We start from the raw sequence: 18,655 nt of genomic DNA on the forward strand, positions 1-18,655 counted from the left end.
TCGTTTGTCCTTTGTACTTTGTTATTTATAATTAGCCATTAGTTAATGGACAACTAATGACTAATGACTAATGACTAATCAATTGCTTTAATTTCATAAATGTTCCATAATGCGCCACCAAGGGCGGAGAATCTGATACCTTCAAAACGATTACGTACAGCTGACAGTGACAAGGGGTTAACTAGATAAATAAACGGTAAATTTTCCTGGGTAATCCGTTGGGTTTCGGCATAAATTTCTTTTCGCTTCGCTTCGTCTAACTCCTTTGCTCCTTTAATATAAAGCTTACCAATTTCTGCTTCCCAAGCAGCCACCTCCCGACCCTCAATCGGCTTTTGCCCTGCTTGGGGTTTTTGATTAAACATATGCAATCCACCTTCGGGAGACCAGACGTTAGCCCCATCATTCGGTTCTAATCCACCTGTCAAACCCAGCATCGAAGCTTCCCAGTCTAAGGAGTTAGAAAGCTTATCTGTATAAGTATTCCATGCCAGTGGAGTGAAATCGACTTGAATCCCGATTTTACTCAAGTCTTGTTTAATCTGCGAGCCAATTGCTTCGCGGATCTTGTTCCCAGCATTAGTGAACAACGAGAAGCGGACGCGATTCCCCTGAGCATCTATTAGTTGGTTTTTGTCGTTATATCTGAATCCTGCTTTTAATAGTAGTTCTTTCGCTTTTTGCATATCGTAATTATAAACTTTTAGCCCTTCCTTACGTGAAAGGTAATAGGGGCTTTGCACAGAGATTGATGAATCTTGTGGAGTACCTAAACCGCGAAAAGTGTTGTTAATCATTGTTTGGCGATCAATAGCATAAGCTACTGCCTGCCGAAATTCCACAGTGTTGAACCAACTCGACTTGACTGGATTTACCAGGGGTTTTCCATCCCTTTTACCTTTATTCAAATTAAACAAAATAAACGTCGTACCAGTTGCTGGTCCACCATTGTAAATTTTAAAATTACCCTGCTTTTCTTGCGCCTTCAGCAAAGAAAAGTATTCTGGTGAAACTCCTTCAGTATCTAAACTGCCAGAACGAAATTGTAACAGTGAAGTATCTGTTGATTCCACTATTGGCCACACTATCCGTTCAATATAAGGTTGGGGTTCTCCTTTTGGTCCTTTGCGCCAATAGTAAGGGTTGCGTCGGAAAATCACACGTTGACTTGTGTCATAGCGCTCTAACTTATAAGGACCGTTGACAACAATTTGATCGGGAGGAGTATCAACGCCCCACATTGATAGAAATGTTGGCTTACCCTCCTGGTCTTTTGTCTTTACAGATTTTTCTAAACTATGGGCAGGTAAAATTGGTAATCCTATAGTCACCAAGAACGGCGCAAACGGTTCCGGATTAATGAATTCAACTTGCCGCGCATCAATTTTTCGCACCTTGGGTAATGCACGACTTTCACCAATCCGTAAGACATCTCTAGCATCCGTCGGAATTGCTTCATTGAGGTAAATATCATTAAAGGTAAACACCACATCATCTGTCGTTAATGGCTGACCATCAGACCATTTCAATCCCTCTCTTAGGGTAAAAACAAATCGCAATTTGTCGTCAGAAATTTGCCATGATTGGGCTAAGTCTGGCTCGATTTTCCCAGTTATAGGGTTTTGGTTAGTTAATCCTTCATAAGTCAGTCCAAAAATATTTGGTGACTCTTGGCTAAGAGGGTAGTTAAAGGTTTTGGGGTCACTCAGAATACTATCTACTAATTGAGGTACTTGAGCAGCCGAGGTTTTCAAGTTAGTTAGGTTACAGCCACTAACTGTAAGTGCTATAGCTGAAACCAGAATTATTACAAACCAAAAGCGTTTAATTAAAGAAATAATAATATTAGTAATTTTCATAGTTTGAATACATAAATACTGTAATTAATTTTCCTGATATTGTAACCAACAAAGAAAGTTTTAGATCGAAAAACTGAGTATCAGTATTCTGTAGAACCTCTACAACTTTCTCTTTACTGAATTTATTAGAACTTTTGTGTGCATATTTGCGGGATGATTTATCTCACACATAGGCACAGAGAGGATAAGAAGTTTTAGAATTCAATACATCAAATTTAATTCCTTGATCCAGCGAGCCAGAATTTATCCTACTTGTATTTATTCACGATGTAAATATGCATAGTTAATTATGCACTCTAAAATAAACTTATGTACAATGCTTTTTTCTATAATAGTTCTATTTAAGCTTTCATTCAGGATGCTAATAGATAATGTAATCATTTCTGCTTGGTTGTTATCTCATATCAATCTATTAATTTAAATCCTCACGATTATGATGCACCAAAAACAAGTTACTCAAAAGCAACTAGCAAGACAATAGCATAAGCACATATACCTTCTTCTCGTCCAACGGGCCCTAATTTTTCATTCGTAGTAGCTTTGATGCCAATTTGATTTGGTTGTAATTCTAAAACCGCCGCTAGTTTGTCGCGCATATTGTGAATATGCGGTTTTAATTTTGGACGTTCTGCTACTACTACCGAGTCAATATTTCCTACCTGCCAACCTTGATCCCGAATCAGTTGATGTACTTGAGTTAATAGTACTAAACTATCTGCTCCCGCCCATTTAGGATCACTAGGGGGAAAATAATGACCAATATCCCCCAAAGATAATGCCCCAAGCATCGCATCCATAATTGCATGGGTTAGTACATCAGCGTCACTGTGACCTAATAAACCCAGTTCATGGGGAATTTGAATTCCACCTAAAATCAAAGCGCGATCGCTTACCAATTGGTGAATATCGTAGCCGTTACCAATCCGAATTTTTGTCATTTGTTATTTATTATTGGGGATTGTTTAGTAGTTATTTTCAATCTCCTTCATCTTCCCCTGCTCCTCCTGCTCCAATTTTTTCAAAAGATCAGGGCGGCGATCGCGGGTTTTTTGAATTTGTTGTTCGTAACGCCACCGGGCGATCGCTGCGTGATTTCCACTGAGCAATACATCAGGCACTTTCAAACCGCGAAAATTGGCCGGACGAGTATATTGGGGATAGTCTAACAACCCCTCCTCAAAACTTTCTGCTGTCAGAGACTCTGTTTTGGCAACGGTTCCTGGTATTAGTCGCACTACACCATTAATCAAAGCCATTGCTGGAATTTCGCCGCCAGTCAGAATAAAATCGCCTAAAGATACTTCCCGAGTTACCAAATGCAGCACCCTCTCATCCACTCCTTCGTAATGCCCGCAAATAACTACTAACTGGTCATAATTTGTCGCCAATTCTTTCAAAAGAGGTTGATCAATTGTTTGACCCTGTGGACTCATCAAAATTATTTCTCTTCGGGGTAGAGTCGGCAGCGACTCCACAGCGGTAAAAATAGGTTCTGGCTTCATTAGCATCCCTACGCCACCGCCGTAGGGTTCATCATCCACCTTCCGGTGTTTGTCAGTGGTAAAGTCCCGTGGATTAATCAGATGCACTTGGGCAATCTGTTTGGCTAAGGCTTTACTCAGTAACCCAGAATTGAGAACAGAGTTAAAACAGTCAGGAAAAAGTGTAACTATATCAAAGCGCACAGTTATTCGTATTCAAGGACACTAATCTTAAATTTGGATGTCTAGCAAACACCGCCAAGCCAAGGTCGAGTCAAACTCCAGTTAAACTTTATCAATAGTATCTAAAACTACCAGGTCTCTTGGATTTTAGATGGGCTCAAAAGTTTTTCTAATTACTTAATTTATGTTTAAATGTTGTCACAAGTACATTTAAATTAATAATCATATCAAGTTAGCAACTTCCAGGATGCATCGAGCCAGCCTCAGAAAAAAGCATAGTCTTAACTGCTTGTCCCCAGCCCCAGAGGGGGAATTTAGCCCCCTAAAGACTATTTTGCCCTGCTGCAAGTGGACAGGTGAAAAACAAGGCTCTGGCTTTGAAGGATGGGAACGAAGACGTTTAGACTGAGGCAACGCGAGCGTTAAGCGAGAATTTGGAGAGCGGCTGATCCAGTTCCAAACTTCCAAAAAGTGTCCTCTCAAAGAAGCAAAGCGCAAAAATCATGGCTGCAACTGATCCTTGTTAAATTCACCTGAAGTTGTTGACAGGAGAAACAAAATGCCGCAATTACAAGCTAAATCGCTGGAAATGAGGACACCCCAAGCAACTAAAACCGCCGTTCTGGTTATCGGAGGCGCAGAAGACAAAGTTCATGGGCGCGAAATCCTACGAACTTTTTTTGGACGTGCCGGTGCTAGTAAGGCTTATATTACAATTATTCCATCTGCCTCTCGCGAACCCGCTATCATCGGTGGTCGGTATATTCGCATTTTTGAAGAAATGGGTGCCCAGAAGGTAGAAATTTTAGACATCCGCGAACGGGAACAGTGTGAAGCCTCCCAAATCAAAGCATCCTTAGAAGCCTGTAGTGGGGTATTTTTGACAGGAGGAGACCAGCTGCGTCTCTGTGGGGTATTGGCAGATACACCAGCAATGGAAATTATTCGGCAGCGAGTCAGGGCGGGGCAACTTACCTTAGCAGGCACTAGTGCCGGAGCGGCAGTGATGGGGCATCATATGATTGCTGGCGGCGGTAGTGGAGAGACGCCAAATCGTTCCCTAGTCGATATGGCAACGGGTTTGGGATTTATTCCGGAAGTAATCGTTGACCAACATTTTAACAACCGGAATCGGATGGGGCGGCTGATTAGTGCGATCGCAGCTCATCCTGATCGCTTAGGTATTGGCATTGACGAAGATACTTGTGCAGTGTTTGAACGTGATGGTTGGCTACAAGTTATGGGTAAAGGCAGTGTCACCATTGTTGATCCCACTGAACTCACCCACACTAACGAACCCCATGTTGGTGCTAATGAACCGCTAACCGTGCATAATTTACGTCTGCATATCCTCAGCTATGGCGATCGTTTCCACTTATACCAGCGCACTGTATTGCCTGCTGTACATCGAATCTCCAGCTGACGGGATAGAGTATCTGAGGTTACACTGAGTTGACCGCAAATTTTAGATTTTGGATTTTGCGAAAAGTTGTAAGGAGGAGCAACTGCGTTGCACGGGTTAAGGACGTTGTTGCAAGTGGTAAACCAGCGCACCCAAGTTGGTTTCCTTCTGTAGGCGACTGGTGTTAGCGCAGCGTTAGCGAGTCTTCTCCCTTGGCGCTAGCCTCTCCCTTTGGGAGAAGGGGAGACGCCAAAGGCGAACGAGCGTCACCCGAAGGGCGTTGGTTTCTCTCCATAGGAAACTTTTCCAGACGGATTTTAGATTCAAAGAGCTTTTCGGCACATGCCGCCAGAAAGTGGGCAAAACAAATCAAAAAAAACCTCAAACTTGTTAACGCTACGCTATCGTCAATCTCAAATTCCCACAGCTAAGTACCCTAATTGTCTCTTTCAATCCAAAATCATAAATCTAAAATCCAAAATCGGTTGACCGCACATTTATTTCTTATTGTAGAAAAATGATGAGAATACTATGTAAAAAGAAAAAACTGTTCATTACAAACAGTTTAGCGGTCAATTCCAGTAAGAAACTAGAATTTTGGTTCCGAATCTCCATCTACCTATTCCCATGAGAATCCTCAAGATCCAGACCTTACGCGGCCCAAACTATTGGAGCATTCGACGCCACAAGCTGATCGTCATGCGCCTCGATTTAGAAACCCTTGGTGAGACGCCCTCGAATGAAATCCCTGGCTTTTATGAAGGATTAGTTGAGGCGCTGCCGAGTCTGGAGGGTCACTATTGTTCGCCTGGCTGTCGTGGTGGTTTTCTGATGCGAGTCAAAGAAGGCACTATGATCGGCCACGTTGTGGAACACGTAGCCTTAGAACTCCAGGAATTAGCTGGAATGAATGTCGGCTTTGGTCGCACCCGTGAAACTGCCACACCCGGAATTTACCAAGTAGTGCTTGAGTACCTGAATGAGGAAGCGGGACGCTACGCTGGACGAGCCGCGGTGCGCTTATGCCAGAGTATCGTTGATCGAGGCCGTTATCCCAAGGCAGAATTAGAGCAAGATATCCAAGACCTGAAAGACTTCACCCGTGATGCTTCCTTAGGCCCTTCCACTGAAGCGATCGTCAAAGAAGCAGAAAAAAGAGGTATTCCCTGGATATCTCTGGAAGCCCGCTTTTTGATTCAGCTGGGCTACGGCGTGAATCAGAAGCGGATGCAGGCCACAATGACGGACAACACCAGCATTCTAGGCGTAGAACTAGCTTGCGATAAAGAAGCCACTAAACGCATCCTCGCTGCCGCTGGTGCGCCAGTACCTAGAGGTACAGTGATCAACTTCTTAGACGATTTGGAACAAGCCATTGAATACGTTGGCGGTTATCCCATCGTTATCAAGCCCGTGGATGGCAATCATGGACGTGGGATCACCATTGATATCAGAACTTGGGAAGAAGCTGAAGCCGGATACGAAGCTGCTAGACAAGTTTCCCGGTCAATTATTGTCGAAAGATATTACGTTGGACGCGACCACAGGGTACTGGTAGTAAATGGCAAAGTAGTAGCAGTAGCCGAACGCGTTCCGGCTCATGTGATTGGCAACGGCAGATCTACCATTGCCGAACTGATTGAAGAAACAAACCTTGACCCAAATCGCGGTGAAGGACATGATAACGTCCTAACGAAGATTGAACTAGACCGCACCAGCTACCAGTTGCTAGAAAGGCAAGGCTATACCCTAAATAGCGTGCCACCCAAAGGAACCCTTTGTTATCTCAGAGCAACGGCAAACTTAAGTACAGGTGGTAGTGCCGTAGATCGTACCGATGAAATTCACCCAGAAAATCTCTGGTTAGCACAACGGGTAGTTAAGATTATTGGTTTGGATATCGCCGGACTGGATATCGTAACCACAGATATTGGTCGTCCGTTGCGGGAAGTGGATGGAGTGATTGTTGAAGTTAATGCCGCTCCCGGTTTCCGAATGCACGTCGCCCCAAGCGTGGGTATTCCCCGCAACGTCGCTGGCGCAGTCATGGATATGCTATTTCCCAACGAGCAATCTAGCCAAATTCCAATCCTCAGCGTTACTGGTACTAATGGCAAAACCACTACTACCCGATTACTAGCACATATTTATAAACAGACGGGGAAGGTAGTAGGTTATACTACGACCGATGGAACATATATCGGTGATTATTTAGTAGAAGCTGGCGATAACACAGGCCCCCAAAGTGCCCACGTCATCCTCCAAGATCCCACAGTGGAAGTAGCGGTACTGGAAACGGCTCGCGGTGGAATTCTCCGTTCTGGATTGGGCTTTGAAGCAGCAAATGTAGGGGTGGTATTGAATGTAGCCTCCGACCACTTAGGAATAGGTGATATAGATACCATTGAGCAGTTAGCTAACCTCAAGAGCGTAGTAGCGGAAGCTGTATTCCCTGATGGCTACGCGGTACTTAACGCCGACGATCGGCGCGTCGCCGCCATGTCAGAAAAAACTAAGGCTAATATTGCTTACTTCACAATGAACCTCGACTCGGAATTGGTGCGAAAGCACATCCAAAAGGGCGGAGTAGCGGCAGTATATGAAAATGGTTATTTGTCAATTGTTAAAGGTGATTGGACACACCGCATAGAAAGAGCAGAAAATATACCTTTAACAATGGGCGGACGTGCACCATTTATGATTGCCAACGCTTTAGCAGCAAGTTTGGCAGCATTTGTACAAAACGTGACGATTGAGCAGATTCGTGCTGGTTTGAAGACCTTCCGGGCTTCAGTTAGTCAAACGCCAGGACGAATGAATTTATTTAATTTAGGAAACTACCACGCTTTGGTAGACTATGCCCACAACGCAGCCAGTTACGAAGCTGTAGGTTCTTTTGTTCGGAACTGGACTACAGGACAACGGATTGGCGTAATTGGTGGACCCGGCGATCGCCGCGACGAAGACTTTATTACTTTGGGCAAATTAGCAGCGCAAATTTTTGATTACATCATTGTCAAAGAAGACGATGACACACGGGGACGCCAACGGGGTTCAGCCGCCCAGTTGATTATTCAAGGCATCACCCAAGTTAAACCGGATAGCCGCTATGAATCAATTCTGGATGAAACCCAAGCGATAAATAAAGGCTTAGATATGGCTCCCAATAACAGTCTGGTGGTAATTTTGCCAGAAAGCGTCACTCGCGCTATTAAGTTAATTAGGGCGCGTGGTGTAGTGAAGGAAGAGACACATCAACCAAATCCTGGCACAACTGCCATCGATTCCCAAAATGGGATCGCACCTTCTTCTGTTGTTAATACACTCTTGTAGTCAGGAGAAGACAGCGCTGGCTCCCCAACGCACTGCCTCCTCCTGACTCCTGTATTCTGACTACTTTAATTATTGTTCTTCTTGTTCCGAATTGGTTTCGTCACTGGGAGTTTTCATCTCCTCCTTAAAACCTCGTAGGGTTTTGCCCAGTGCGGTCCCCAGTTCGGGAATTTTTTTAGGGCCAAAAATTAGAACCGCGACTATGGCAATTACACCGATTTCTGGCCATCCCAGTCCAAACATATAAATTTCCTCTAAGGCATCTTTAATTAAATATAGACATTGATGGCTCAAATCCGATGATTTAGCCACTTATAGGCGCTCGACCCTCTTGCAGAAACAGGGTATAAAGAAAATGAATAGAAATAAGTCTTTTTGTCCTCAAAACTTTTGGCAAAGCAACTTGGGATAATCTGCCAAAGTGGCTCAGTCTGTGATTGACGAACTCAAATCCGTGAAAAGTACGACTAAATCTCCTCAGTCTATTCAACAACACAATCTATACTAATGTAAGTATCTTGTATTAGAAACAATATTAAATAATTATTAAATAATTTTGGTTGTTCTTTGAAAATCAATTTGTAAAATTATTCTCCCTCAAAATTCATTTGAATCTCAATTTTAAAATTTAATGTTAATACATTTTTGTTGAGGAGTTGAAATCTCTACACGATGAGCAATTTCAGTCCTTAAAAGTAATAAGAATTAATTTGATAAAGCCTTTTTTAAAACAGTCCTAACTGTACTCCGTAGTTTTTATTATCAGTATTTTCTGTTATTATTGGTGGTAAATCTGCTGGAGGTTCAACAACCAAAGGAGCATTTTCTTCAAATCTCAGTTTTGAGCTTATGATGTAGTTTTCATCAATCTCAAAAGCTAACCAGCGTCTTTGTAAAGTTTCTGCAACTCGACCTGTCATATTAGAACCAGCAAAAGGTTCTAAAACAATATCACCTGGTTCTGTACAAAGATTGATGACAAACTCTGGTAAAGCTTGAGGAAATCTTGCCGGGTGTGGCTTAAAACCTTCTTCTTTGCAACGTCTTTGGTAATAATCGTTAGAAGCAGTATTCGAGGCAGAAATCACATTTACGGGCTGGACTAAATCTTCAAATAAAATTTCTTGTATAAGAGTCTGTTGCCCTATTTCTTCTTTGTCTGTACTACAACGTCCATCAATAATATTCGGGGGAATAGCTCCTCCCCTGTCCTTCCCAAATTTATCGGAAATATCATGACCTGATGGTCTAACTTTGGGTTGATAGCCATTCTTCAGAAGGTTTTTCATTGCATCACTATAAGGCTTTAAAACCCTTCTATTATTAGCTTTAGGATGCGGTTCTTTTGATAGCCACCAAATTGTATTTACCGAATCTTTAACTCTTTCCCTGCGAATTGTTACCCATTCGGCAGGGGTGGGTAATTTTGCTGGATTATACCAATACAATTCTTGTGCCAGATAAAATCCCAGTCCACCTTTTTCTTTTGCTTTGCACAAAGCAACAACCAATTCAAAATGATAAAGAGAACGAACTGGCATCCCCTTAATCCAACTACCACCAATATCAATAACCAGTGAGCCTGTTGGCTTAAGAATACGGTAAAACTCAGCCGCATAATCTTTAAACCATTCAACATATTCATTGGCATCAACATTTCCGTATTCTTTTTTACGAACCAGTGCAAATGGTGGAGAGGTACAAATTAGATCGATACTTTCGTCGGCAATACTTGCCATTAATTCTAGGCTGTTTCCCAAATAAGCAGCACCAAATTTTGTTTCGTAGTAAGGGTTACAATTAAGTCTCATCTAAACTTTGTTAGTACATTTGTACAGATAAAAACAGTATTATCCATAAAAGCATAAGTTTTTCAACTGTTAGCTATTTTTTTTGATTAATTTAGGACTTACGTACACTCTACGAATTCTTCTTTTCTCTATGAAAGGCTGCGCCAACGAGACGCTTTGCGTTCACGTAGTGTCTTTAAGAGTTGGCGTGTTGGCGGTAGCCTGCGGCAAGCCACTATGTGTCTCCGATAAACTCAGCTTTTTGGCGATTTTTGCCTAAGTCCTGTAATTTGCTGGATGAATAGGGCAATGTGCCAAGTATCTGCCCAAATAGTACATCTGTCCTAAATAGAGCATGGCCGAGATAGAACTGGACAACTTGAACAAAGTGATCATTAACGCAACTAACTTCTAATTGGATTGGTAATTGGCAAACCTAACCAATCGCTTAATTCATAAGCTAGCCATTCCAGTTCTGCTTCAGATTTAATAACACCACTAATACCACCAAGTTGATATTTTTTTACTCCTACCCAAATATCCAATTGTGCTGGAACGGCAATTCTAGTGCCTTCAGAATCTTTAGTAAAATGTTTGGGAATGTAAACTAACTTAGTAATACTTTGTCTTGGTGATGAACGGGGACGATAAAATTTCCAAGCAAACAACTCCCAGGTTAGGGCAATTTCTTTGGGATTCAGGCGTAAGCAGATGCGTCCAAACAAGTTAAAGAAAAATTTATACACCATCATAAAGCCAGCACCCCAAAAGGGAAGTGAGAACATGGCAAAGGGGATGTTGACAGGAAAAGGGGCCGAAAGAGCAACAATTGTCCAAATTAGGATAAATGAATTCCAGGCAATCGCAAATACACCTGTGAGTATTATTGATGGATGGAAACCAGATGGTGGAATGATAATTTCTAGAGAATCCCAATTTTTGGTTAATTGAATCTTACTGCCATCTGGTTTGCCAACAATTAAAGCAGGCAAGTTTGTCGGTTGTGGTTTCTCCAAGGCTGCGATCGCAACAGTAGCAGAACTAAAACGCCGTTCTAAACTGGGTTCAATCATCCACTTTAGCCAATTGCTAAAGCTGGGACTCAGATTAGCCACTTGTTCAAACTGAATGCGAAAATCCTTTTGGGGTAAATCGGCTGGGTAAGTACCCGTCACTAAATAAATTAAAGTTGCACCTAAACTATAAATGTCAGAAGCAGGAACGGTACGCCCACCAAATTGCTCCTGTGGCATATATCCATAAGTACCCACCACAGTCCTAGTCCCAGTTTCTGCACCGAGGACAGTTTGCACTGAACCAAAATCTACTAGATAAACTTGACCAACAGTATTACCAGAACGCTCTCCCAATAAAATATTGCTAGGCTTAATATCACGGTGGATAACAGGCGGATACAGCCCATGTAGGTAAATGAGAATTTCTAAAACTGCCTTGGCTATTAGTTTGATTTCTGCTTCTGTAAAAGTCCGTCCAGTTTGTAAATATTGCTCTAAAGTTTGGGCGCGGATATAAGTTTGTACTAGGGCAAATCCTTTGAGGGTTGATAAATTTACCTCAAAATAGTTTAAATAGTGAGGAATTAAGGGATGTGACAAAGATTTTAAAGTTTCAGCTTCTCGCTCAAACAGCTTGAGTGAATCCCACTCAAAGTCATCACCAAAAGAGAGTAACTTGATGACAACTAATTCCTGAGTTTTCAAATCACGAGCTAGCAACGTCCGCCGCCCTGCTTTTTTTCCTAATAGCTGCTGAACTTCGTAGCGATCGCCTAATATTTCGCCAATCATTATGGTTTCTGATAACGCTGCGGTTGAAAAGTTTTTATAGCTTATGGCTTTTCAGTTTGGCAAACCGATATCTTTAGTATAATTGCGTAGTTTTATGCCCTCCCAACTTTGGCCTTATATTACCCCTGGTATTCCCGATGATTTATTCGAGCACTTGCCAGGAATTCCCCTGAGCCAGCGAGAAGTCCGACTACTGTTAATTGCCCAACTACGGCTAAAACCAGATTCTGTGTTGTGGGATATTGGCGCAGGGACAGGTACAATTCCGGTAGAGGTGGGGCTATTATGTCCAAAAGGACAGATTATCGCTATAGAAAGGGATGAAGAAGTAGCTAATCTGATCAAGCGTAACTGCGATCGCTTTGAGGTGAAAAACGTCGAAGTAATTGAAGGTAGCGCCCCGGAGTGTTTACATGATCTTAAGATTACTCCTCACCGCGTTTGTATCGAGGGAGGACGCCCCATTCAGGAAATTCTGCAAGCAGCTTGGCATTATTTGCCACCATCCGGTCGGGTTGTAGCCACAGCTGCTAATCTAGAAAGTCTGTATGCTATTTCCCAGAGCTTTTCCCTGTTAAGAGCTAGAAATATCGAAGTCGTCCAGTCTGCGGTTAACCGCTTAGAGACACGCGGTTTTTCTCAAACCTTTACCGCCGTTGATCCCATTTTTATCCTCAGTGGTGAGAAACTAGACTAAATCAAAAAGATTTTAGATTTTAGATTTTAGATTTTAGATTGGGGATTTAGGTCATAGTTCATAACAAACCAAGCCACAATTACCAATCCCTAATCTCGAATACCTAATCTCTAATCCAAAATCCAAAATCCAAAATCCAAAATACTTTTATGCCTTGGCCTCGGATTATTAGTGGAATTGTTGCGATCGCTCTTGCTCTTTGTGTGACCCTTTTGGGGGGTTGGTACTTTACCATCATGTTTGCGATTATCGTCTTTTTGGGTCAAGAGGAATATTTTAATTTGGTGCGAGCCAGAGGTATCGCTCCCGCCGCTAAAACCACTATGGCTGTCAGCCAAGTCTTGCTGGTGATTTGTACCCTTGATGGCAGTTTAGCTGACGCTGTAATGCCCTTAGCTGGTACACTTATTTGTTTTTACCTGCTGTTTCAACCCAAATTTGCCACGATCGCTGATGTTTCCGCTTCTATTATGGGGCTATTTTACGTAGGTTATTTGCCGAGTTACTGGGTGCGGTTACGAGCTATTGATAGTGCTGCTTTTAGCAATCTCCCTTTTGGAGGTTACTGGCCCATAACCTGGACAGATTTCTGGCAAAAGGCAAATTCGGCGTCTTTACCACAAGGTTTTACAGCAACACTGCTAACTTTTTTGTGTATTTGGGCAGCTGATATTGGCGCTTACACTATTGGCAAATTCTTTGGGAAAACCCGTCTGTCTGATATTAGCCCGAAAAAAACTGTAGAAGGTGCTGTCTTTGGCATTACTTCAAGTGTTGCTGTAGCCATAGCAGGAGCCTATTATCTCCACTTGCCCAGATCCCTTTTTACTGGTTTAGCATTGGGTTTGTTGATTGGCATTGCTAGTCTTTTAGGGGATCTTACCGAGTCTATGCTCAAGCGGGATGCTGGAGTCAAAGATTCTGGACAATTAATCCCCGGTCATGGTGGTATTTTAGACCGTACTGATAGTTATATTTTTACAGCTCCTCTGGTTTACTATTTCGTAACACTACTTTTGCCGCTGATAACAGAATAGATGAGTTGGGCATTGGGCATGGGGAATAAAAAATGAGTCTTTAATACTCGTGGACGAGTCTTTGATACTCGTGAATGAGTTAGGACTTACGCAATAACCCTCTGAAAGTCTTATTCTTCGTGTCCTTTGCGTTCTTTGCGGTTCGTTTTTTCATGATTTTGCGTAAGTCCTGTGAGTTTTTGATACTCGCTGACAAATTTTTGAACCCTACTCCTTTGCCCCCCTGCCCTTATTTCGAGAAGCGTTATATTATTTAAAACAAGTAATTGGTATTTTTAATTTTTAATCATCAAGGGTTAACGTTAATCCGCCCACGACACACTAGTTTGCCTGGGATCAGCATTAGTTCTTGGATATCAACATCTGAGCCAAGATCCAAATTGTACTCATGATTGTCCTCTAATATATTTCCTTGGTCGGGCTTGATTTGGATATTTGTCAGTCGCAACTCATGGCCATTAAGTAATTGTAAGCCCAGACAAATCTCTAGAGGTGTTGTTTGACTATTGGTTACTTTGATGCCTCGCAGTATAATTTTGTTGTTCTGAAGGAGAATTTCTTGCCAATTAATTGGTTGTGGCTCTAGGTAATGTGTTGGTGAAACCTTAACCAATAGATCACTCAAAGCAGTTGATAATAAGTTAGATGAGAGAGAAGCATTGAGATCCTTCTCGTCTACGATCAAATCGCCAATTACTGGTACTGTTTCTAACAGTCGCAGTGGCTGTCCCTTGACTATTGAGCCGATATTTATCCGAATATTTTCTGCCATTAATTGAATTTTTGTAATCAGGAGACCTTGATAAACAGCATGAGTAGCAAATATAGATACCAAGGGAATGCGTCCAGAGATAATTTGGCGATCGCTCGCTTTAATCTCCACTTCTAATTCAGATATTTGGCTGACTTGCGTTCTCAACCAGAGCTTTAGGGCTGTTGTGAGTACTTGCGTAATTATGCGGATTTTATTAGTATTTGTTGTTTGGGAATTTTGCTCTGGCATCTAACTAATCTATTTATGAGTATTTGCTTAACAACCGAACATAAATTAAATAAGTCTTAAATTTAACATTTATGCCTACTCACTACAAAATACAAATATCATTTAATTGTTAACAGTAAATAAGCAATTTCCACATGGAGGCACGGTTACAAAAAATTCTCGCTCAATGGGGTATCGCCTCACGTCGTGAAGCCGAAAAAATGATTAGGCACTCACGGGTGCGAATTAATGGGGTAGTAGCACATTTAGGTCAAAAAGTTGATCCTCAAAAAGATGCGATCGCGATCGATGGTAAGCCTATATCCGAAAAGCAGCGTCCGGCTTTAATATATCTATTGCTGCATAAACCAGCAGGCGTGGTTTCTAGTTGCTACGACCCTCACGGCAGACCAACAGTCCTGGATCTACTATCTAAAGAATTACGAGAGGGTTTAGGTATTCACCCAGTTGGGCGTTTAGATGCAGACTCTACAGGAGCATTAATCCTGACAAACGACGGAAATCTAACATTTGGACTAACGCATCCACGCCACAGCATTTCCAAGACATATCATGTTTTGGTAAAAGGACATCCTCCAGAAGCGATACTGCAAATGTGGTGTCAGGGTGTGATGTTGGAGGGTAGAAAAACCAGGGCCGCCAAGGTACACCTCATAGAACGTCGTGCCGAGCAAAGCTTTTTAGAAATCGTGTTGCAGGAGGGAAGAAATCGCCAAATTCGCCGGATAGCTCAACAGTTAGGATACCCAGTGATCAAGCTGCATCGGACTGCTATCGGCCCAATTCAATTACAAACTCTAAAAGAACCCTTTTTATCAGAGGGTAAATATCGTTCCCTCAAAGATCAAGAGATTCACTTTTTGCAAGAACAGATAACGCAACCTAATTATTGATTCAGCGGAGTTAAGGAGTGTCAGCAGGCATGAAATGGCTAAGAAAGAAGAATAATCACCAGCCATCAATTTCATTAGAGCAAGAACGAGCCGAAAAGTTGGCAGAATTGGGCGCTCAACTTTGGGCATTGCGTCAAGAACAGGGTCTATCTCTAGAGCAAGTAGTTGTATCAACCAGGATTTCTCGGCGATTATTGCAGGCGATCGAAGAAGGTAATTTAACCGAGCTGCCAGAACCAATCTATATTCAGGGTTTGATTAGGCAATTTGCCGAGGCACTAGGTTTGAATGGAGTAGAATTTTCTGGCACTTTTCCGATCAGTTCTGCACAAGTGAACCCCCAAGTTAAAGGGAATACTTCACCTTTAAGTCAACTACGTCCGATTCATCTTTACTTTCTTTACATATTCCTAATTGTATGCTCTGTAAATGGCTTATCTCAGTTATTAAATAATGCTGTACTACAAGCAAATAATAGTCAAAACCAGCCATCTCCAAAACAAAAATCTGTCGTTAAACCAGAAATAGCCCAACTAAAAGAGTCAGTGAAAATTCAGCCTGTCAGCGATACCCTTAGCAGCGTCAAACAGGGACAGGCTGTACAGATTGGTGTTACTTTGAAAGCGTCATCTTGGATTCGCGTAGTAGCTGATGGCAAAACCAAGTTTGAAGGTATTCTGCCAGAGGGAACTCACCGGGTTTGGAAAGCTCAGAAGCAACTGACAGTGAAAACTGATAATGCTGGTGGTGTTTTAATGAGCGTCAATCAAGAGAAAGCCAAGGAAATGGGAGAGCCTGGGAAAGAGGAAGAAGTTAGGATTGCTGCCAAGCCTAAGTTTTGAAATATGGGGTATGGGGCACTTGTACTGAGCGAACGCAAGAGCGTCTCTAAGAGTTGCCGTAAAGCCTACGGCATAGCTACGCTTAGGGCGCAGCCTTTCCAAGAGTTGTATTGGTTATTCTTTCTTCCCCAGCTCCCCCTGTTTCATTGTTCTTGCGGGGCGCGTCCATTGAGTTCAGTAAGAACTTTCAAGCGACCGCCTAATTCCTGTGTCAACGCTGCTGCTTGATAGCGCCACTCCCAGTTACCTTCAGGAATACTGGGAAAATTCATCCGTGCTTGGTTCCCTAATCCCAAAATATCTTGCAAGGGAATAATCGCTTGGTTAGCTATAGAATTCAAAGCTAGGCGAATTAAATCCCAGTGGATGCCATCAGGACTGATAGAACCTAAATAAAGCAACAACTTTTGCTTTTCCTCGTCGCTAGCTGTATCAAACCAGCCTAAAGTTGTATCATTATCGTGAGTCCCAGTATAAACTACAGAGTTGCGCGGATAATTGAATGGTAAAAATGGATTAGCGGCATCAGCACTAAAGGCAAATTGCAAAATTTTCATCCCTGGAAATTCATACTTGTCTCGCAGCGCTTCTACCCCCGGTGTAATTACTCCCAAATCTTCTGCTAAGACGGGTAGCTTGCCCAACTTTTGCCTAATCACTTCAAAAAAAGCATCTCCAGGTGCTTCCACCCATTTACCATTGATGGCAGTTTGTTCACCTTGCGGCACAGCCCAATAAGCCTCAAAGCCCCGGAAATGGTCAATGCGAATTATATCTACATAATCCAGCATTGCCTCAAAGCGCTGTACCCACCACTTAAAGTCTTGTTTTTGCAATTCCTCCCAGTTGTAAACTGGGTTGCCCCACAATTGACCGGTGGCGCTAAAGTAGTCTGGTGGGACTCCTGCCATTTGGGCGGCAGCTCCTGTCTGTTCATCTAGACAAAAGATGTTGGGATGCGCCCACACATCAGCGCTATCATGAGCTACGTAGATGGGGATATCGCCGATAATGTCAATACCGCGCATATTGGCGTAGCTTTTAAGCTCTGACCACTGGCGGAAAAACTCAAATTGGATAAACTTGTAATAAGAAATCTCTTCATTGAGCCGCTCCTGTACTTGCTCCATTGCTTGTGGATCACGCTTGACAAGTTCTGACGGCCATGTGTGCCAGTTTGCATTCTCGTTGGCATCTTTCAACGCCATAAATAAGGCGTAATTATCTAGCCAATAGGCTTTGCTGTCGCAAAAACCTTCAAACTCTTTTTGTAAGATGGGTGTGGCATTGGCTCTAAAATGTTCATAGGCTTTTTTGAGTAGCCCAATCTTAATCGGCACAACCTCCTTGAAATCTACCTTTTCTTCCGGAAATCCTGGTAAATTAGCAAAGTCTTCTTCTGTTAGCAAACCCTCATCTTGCAGTTTTTCTGGGCTAATCAGCAGGGGATTTCCCGCCATTGCCGAGTAGCACATATACGGTGAATTACCGTATGCAGTGGGGCCCAAAGGTAAAACTTGCCAATATTGTTGATGGCTTTCTTTGAGAAAATCGATGAAGCGATAGGCTTCTAAGCCTAAATCGCCAATGCCAAATCGACTGGGAAAAGATGTGGGATGCAGCAAAATGCCACTTGATCTAGGAAAAGGCATATTTAACCTGAATTATGGGAGAAAGCGATTGTCTGAACGACACGCTAGGCGATCGCATCGAATCTATCACAGAACAGCATTTGTAGGGTAAATCAAGTAAACTCATTTTGTTTGTCCTTTGTCATTTGTCCTTAACTACTGACCAATGACTAATGACCAATGACTAATGACCAATGACTAATGACTATGACTTACCGAAATCCTACACCGACAGTTGATATCATCATTGAACTAGTAGATCGACCTCATCGGCCAATAGTGTTAATTGAAAGACATAATCTACCCTTAGGTTGGGCTATTCCTGGTGGTTTTGTGGATTATGGGGAAGCCGTGGAAGTGGCGGCCCGGCGAGAAGCTGAGGAAGAAACGGGTTTGCAGGTGGAGTTAGTTGAACAATTACTGGTGTATTCTAACCCCGATCGCGATCCGCGTCAGCATACGATTAGCATTGTGTTTTTGGCGACAGCGACGGGGGAACCGATAGCTGGGGATGATGCTAAAGGGATAGGCATTTTTGAGTCTTGGCGTGTGCCTGGTAATTTATGTTTTGACCACGATCGCATTTTGCAGGACTATTGGCGATATCGGCATTATGGAATACGTCCGAGGTTGGGGTAGGAGGGACGAACCGCAGAGGCGCAGAGAGCGCGGAGAGGAATACCTATGACACAAAGT

Annotated in this window: 16 protein-coding genes; 7 read left to right on the forward strand and 9 right to left on the reverse strand. The window is 42.6% G+C overall.

The genetic code is table 11. From position 1 onward, the window contains the following. Positions 1-74 precede the first annotated feature (74 nt). The 3 genes from V7K21_RS28490 to trmD form a co-directional block, all read right to left on the reverse strand. Positions 75-1,859 carry an ABC transporter substrate-binding protein gene (locus tag V7K21_RS28490; RefSeq protein WP_335179157.1) on the reverse strand — a complete coding sequence of 595 codons (1,785 nt, stop codon included), beginning with the start codon at positions 1,857-1,859 and terminating at the stop codon, positions 75-77. Positions 1,860-2,311: 452 nt separating this feature from the next. After that, on the reverse strand, positions 2,312-2,797 hold the full coding sequence (gene ispF / locus V7K21_RS28495) for a 2-C-methyl-D-erythritol 2,4-cyclodiphosphate synthase (protein ID WP_335179159.1): 486 nt from the start codon (positions 2,795-2,797) through the stop codon (positions 2,312-2,314). 24 nt (positions 2,798-2,821) lie between these two features. Beyond that, positions 2,822-3,544 (reverse strand): tRNA (guanosine(37)-N1)-methyltransferase TrmD, encoded by a 723-nt coding sequence (gene trmD / locus V7K21_RS28500; RefSeq protein ID WP_335179161.1) that lies wholly within the window; start codon positions 3,542-3,544, stop codon positions 2,822-2,824. 538 nt (positions 3,545-4,082) lie between these two features. Between trmD and V7K21_RS28505 the strand changes: the two genes are divergently transcribed. Continuing rightward, entirely contained in the window at positions 4,083-4,946 is an 864-nt protein-coding gene (locus V7K21_RS28505; RefSeq protein WP_334797970.1) for a cyanophycinase, read from the forward strand. 163 nt (positions 4,947-5,109) lie between these two features. Here V7K21_RS28505 and V7K21_RS28510 read toward each other — a convergent pair whose 3' ends face one another. After that, a complete protein-coding gene (locus V7K21_RS28510; RefSeq protein ID WP_335179163.1) occupies positions 5,110-5,298 on the reverse strand; it encodes a hypothetical protein in 189 nt (62 codons plus the stop codon). Between the two features lie 254 nt (positions 5,299-5,552). On the opposite strand from V7K21_RS28510, the gene cphA reads away from it, so the two are divergent. Next, entirely contained in the window at positions 5,553-8,258 is a 2,706-nt protein-coding gene (gene cphA, locus V7K21_RS28515; protein WP_335179165.1) for a cyanophycin synthetase, read from the forward strand. 69 nt (positions 8,259-8,327) lie between these two features. Here the strand turns inward: cphA and V7K21_RS28520 are convergent, their stop codons facing one another. The 3 genes from V7K21_RS28520 to V7K21_RS28530 all read right to left on the reverse strand — a co-directional run bounded on the left by V7K21_RS28520 (position 8,328) and on the right by V7K21_RS28530 (position 11,856). Beyond that, positions 8,328-8,501: a Sec-independent protein translocase subunit TatA/TatB gene (locus V7K21_RS28520; protein WP_335179248.1), complete on the reverse strand. Its 174-nt coding sequence runs from the start codon at positions 8,499-8,501 to the stop codon at positions 8,328-8,330. A gap of 482 nt (positions 8,502-8,983) precedes the next feature. Next, positions 8,984-10,069 carry a DNA-methyltransferase gene (locus V7K21_RS28525; protein ID WP_335179167.1) on the reverse strand — a complete coding sequence of 362 codons (1,086 nt, stop codon included), beginning with the start codon at positions 10,067-10,069 and terminating at the stop codon, positions 8,984-8,986. A 383-nt stretch (positions 10,070-10,452) separates the two neighbouring features. Continuing rightward, entirely contained in the window at positions 10,453-11,856 is a 1,404-nt protein-coding gene (locus V7K21_RS28530) for a serine/threonine protein kinase (protein ID WP_335179169.1), read from the reverse strand. A gap of 94 nt (positions 11,857-11,950) precedes the next feature. Between V7K21_RS28530 and cbiT the strand changes: the two genes are divergently transcribed. Then, on the forward strand, positions 11,951-12,553 hold the full coding sequence (gene cbiT / locus V7K21_RS28535; protein WP_335179171.1) for a precorrin-6Y C5,15-methyltransferase subunit CbiT: 603 nt from the start codon (positions 11,951-11,953) through the stop codon (positions 12,551-12,553). 149 nt (positions 12,554-12,702) lie between these two features. Next, positions 12,703-13,590: a phosphatidate cytidylyltransferase gene (locus V7K21_RS28540; protein WP_335179173.1), complete on the forward strand. Its 888-nt coding sequence runs from the start codon at positions 12,703-12,705 to the stop codon at positions 13,588-13,590. A gap of 289 nt (positions 13,591-13,879) precedes the next feature. Here V7K21_RS28540 and V7K21_RS28545 read toward each other — a convergent pair whose 3' ends face one another. Further along, complete coding sequence (locus V7K21_RS28545; protein ID WP_335179175.1) at positions 13,880-14,593, reverse strand: LmeA family phospholipid-binding protein; 714 nt, start codon at positions 14,591-14,593, stop codon at positions 13,880-13,882. Positions 14,594-14,727: 134 nt separating this feature from the next. On the opposite strand from V7K21_RS28545, the gene V7K21_RS28550 reads away from it, so the two are divergent. Both V7K21_RS28550 and V7K21_RS28555 read left to right on the forward strand, forming a co-directional pair. Further along, the gene (locus tag V7K21_RS28550; RefSeq protein ID WP_335179177.1) at positions 14,728-15,486 is read left to right on the forward strand and encodes a pseudouridine synthase; all 759 of its coding nucleotides are present in this window, start codon (positions 14,728-14,730) and stop codon (positions 15,484-15,486) included. Between the two features lie 29 nt (positions 15,487-15,515). Further along, the gene (locus tag V7K21_RS28555; RefSeq protein ID WP_335179179.1) at positions 15,516-16,328 is read left to right on the forward strand and encodes a helix-turn-helix domain-containing protein; all 813 of its coding nucleotides are present in this window, start codon (positions 15,516-15,518) and stop codon (positions 16,326-16,328) included. Positions 16,329-16,471: 143 nt separating this feature from the next. Here the strand turns inward: V7K21_RS28555 and malQ are convergent, their stop codons facing one another. Beyond that, positions 16,472-17,980, reverse strand: coding sequence for a 4-alpha-glucanotransferase (malQ, locus tag V7K21_RS28560; protein WP_335179181.1), 1,509 nt, complete (start codon positions 17,978-17,980; stop codon positions 16,472-16,474). Between the two features lie 186 nt (positions 17,981-18,166). On the opposite strand from malQ, the gene V7K21_RS28565 reads away from it, so the two are divergent. Beyond that, positions 18,167-18,598, forward strand: coding sequence for an NUDIX hydrolase (locus V7K21_RS28565; RefSeq protein WP_335179249.1), 432 nt, complete (start codon positions 18,167-18,169; stop codon positions 18,596-18,598). The last annotated feature ends 57 nt before the right edge of the window (positions 18,599-18,655 follow it).

It is taken from the genome of Nostoc sp. (genome assembly GCF_036919595.1).
GTDB lineage: Bacteria > Cyanobacteriota > Cyanobacteriia > Cyanobacteriales > Nostocaceae > Nostoc.

Bases quoted from the DNA above. Each gene is read 5' to 3' on its own strand.
- V7K21_RS28490 (WP_335179157.1), bottom strand. From the start codon at position 1,859: ATGAAAATTACTAATATTATTATTTCTTTAATTAAACGCTTTTGGTTT.
- ispF (WP_335179159.1), bottom strand. From the start codon at position 2,797: ATGACAAAAATTCGGATTGGTAACGGCTACGATATTCACCAATTGGTA.
- V7K21_RS28505 (WP_334797970.1), top strand. From the start codon at position 4,083: ATGCCGCAATTACAAGCTAAATCGCTGGAAATGAGGACACCCCAAGCA.
- cphA (WP_335179165.1), top strand. From the start codon at position 5,553: ATGAGAATCCTCAAGATCCAGACCTTACGCGGCCCAAACTATTGGAGC.
- V7K21_RS28520 (WP_335179248.1), bottom strand. From the start codon at position 8,501: ATGTTTGGACTGGGATGGCCAGAAATCGGTGTAATTGCCATAGTCGCG.
- V7K21_RS28525 (WP_335179167.1), bottom strand. From the start codon at position 10,069: ATGAGACTTAATTGTAACCCTTACTACGAAACAAAATTTGGTGCTGCT.
- V7K21_RS28530 (WP_335179169.1), bottom strand. From the start codon at position 11,856: ATGATTGGCGAAATATTAGGCGATCGCTACGAAGTTCAGCAGCTATTA.
- cbiT (WP_335179171.1), top strand. From the start codon at position 11,951: ATGCCCTCCCAACTTTGGCCTTATATTACCCCTGGTATTCCCGATGAT.
- V7K21_RS28540 (WP_335179173.1), top strand. From the start codon at position 12,703: ATGCCTTGGCCTCGGATTATTAGTGGAATTGTTGCGATCGCTCTTGCT.
- V7K21_RS28545 (WP_335179175.1), bottom strand. From the start codon at position 14,593: ATGCCAGAGCAAAATTCCCAAACAACAAATACTAATAAAATCCGCATA.
- V7K21_RS28550 (WP_335179177.1), top strand. From the start codon at position 14,728: ATGGAGGCACGGTTACAAAAAATTCTCGCTCAATGGGGTATCGCCTCA.
- V7K21_RS28555 (WP_335179179.1), top strand. From the start codon at position 15,516: ATGAAATGGCTAAGAAAGAAGAATAATCACCAGCCATCAATTTCATTA.
- malQ (WP_335179181.1), bottom strand. From the start codon at position 17,980: ATGCCTTTTCCTAGATCAAGTGGCATTTTGCTGCATCCCACATCTTTT.
- V7K21_RS28565 (WP_335179249.1), top strand. From the start codon at position 18,167: ATGACTTACCGAAATCCTACACCGACAGTTGATATCATCATTGAACTA.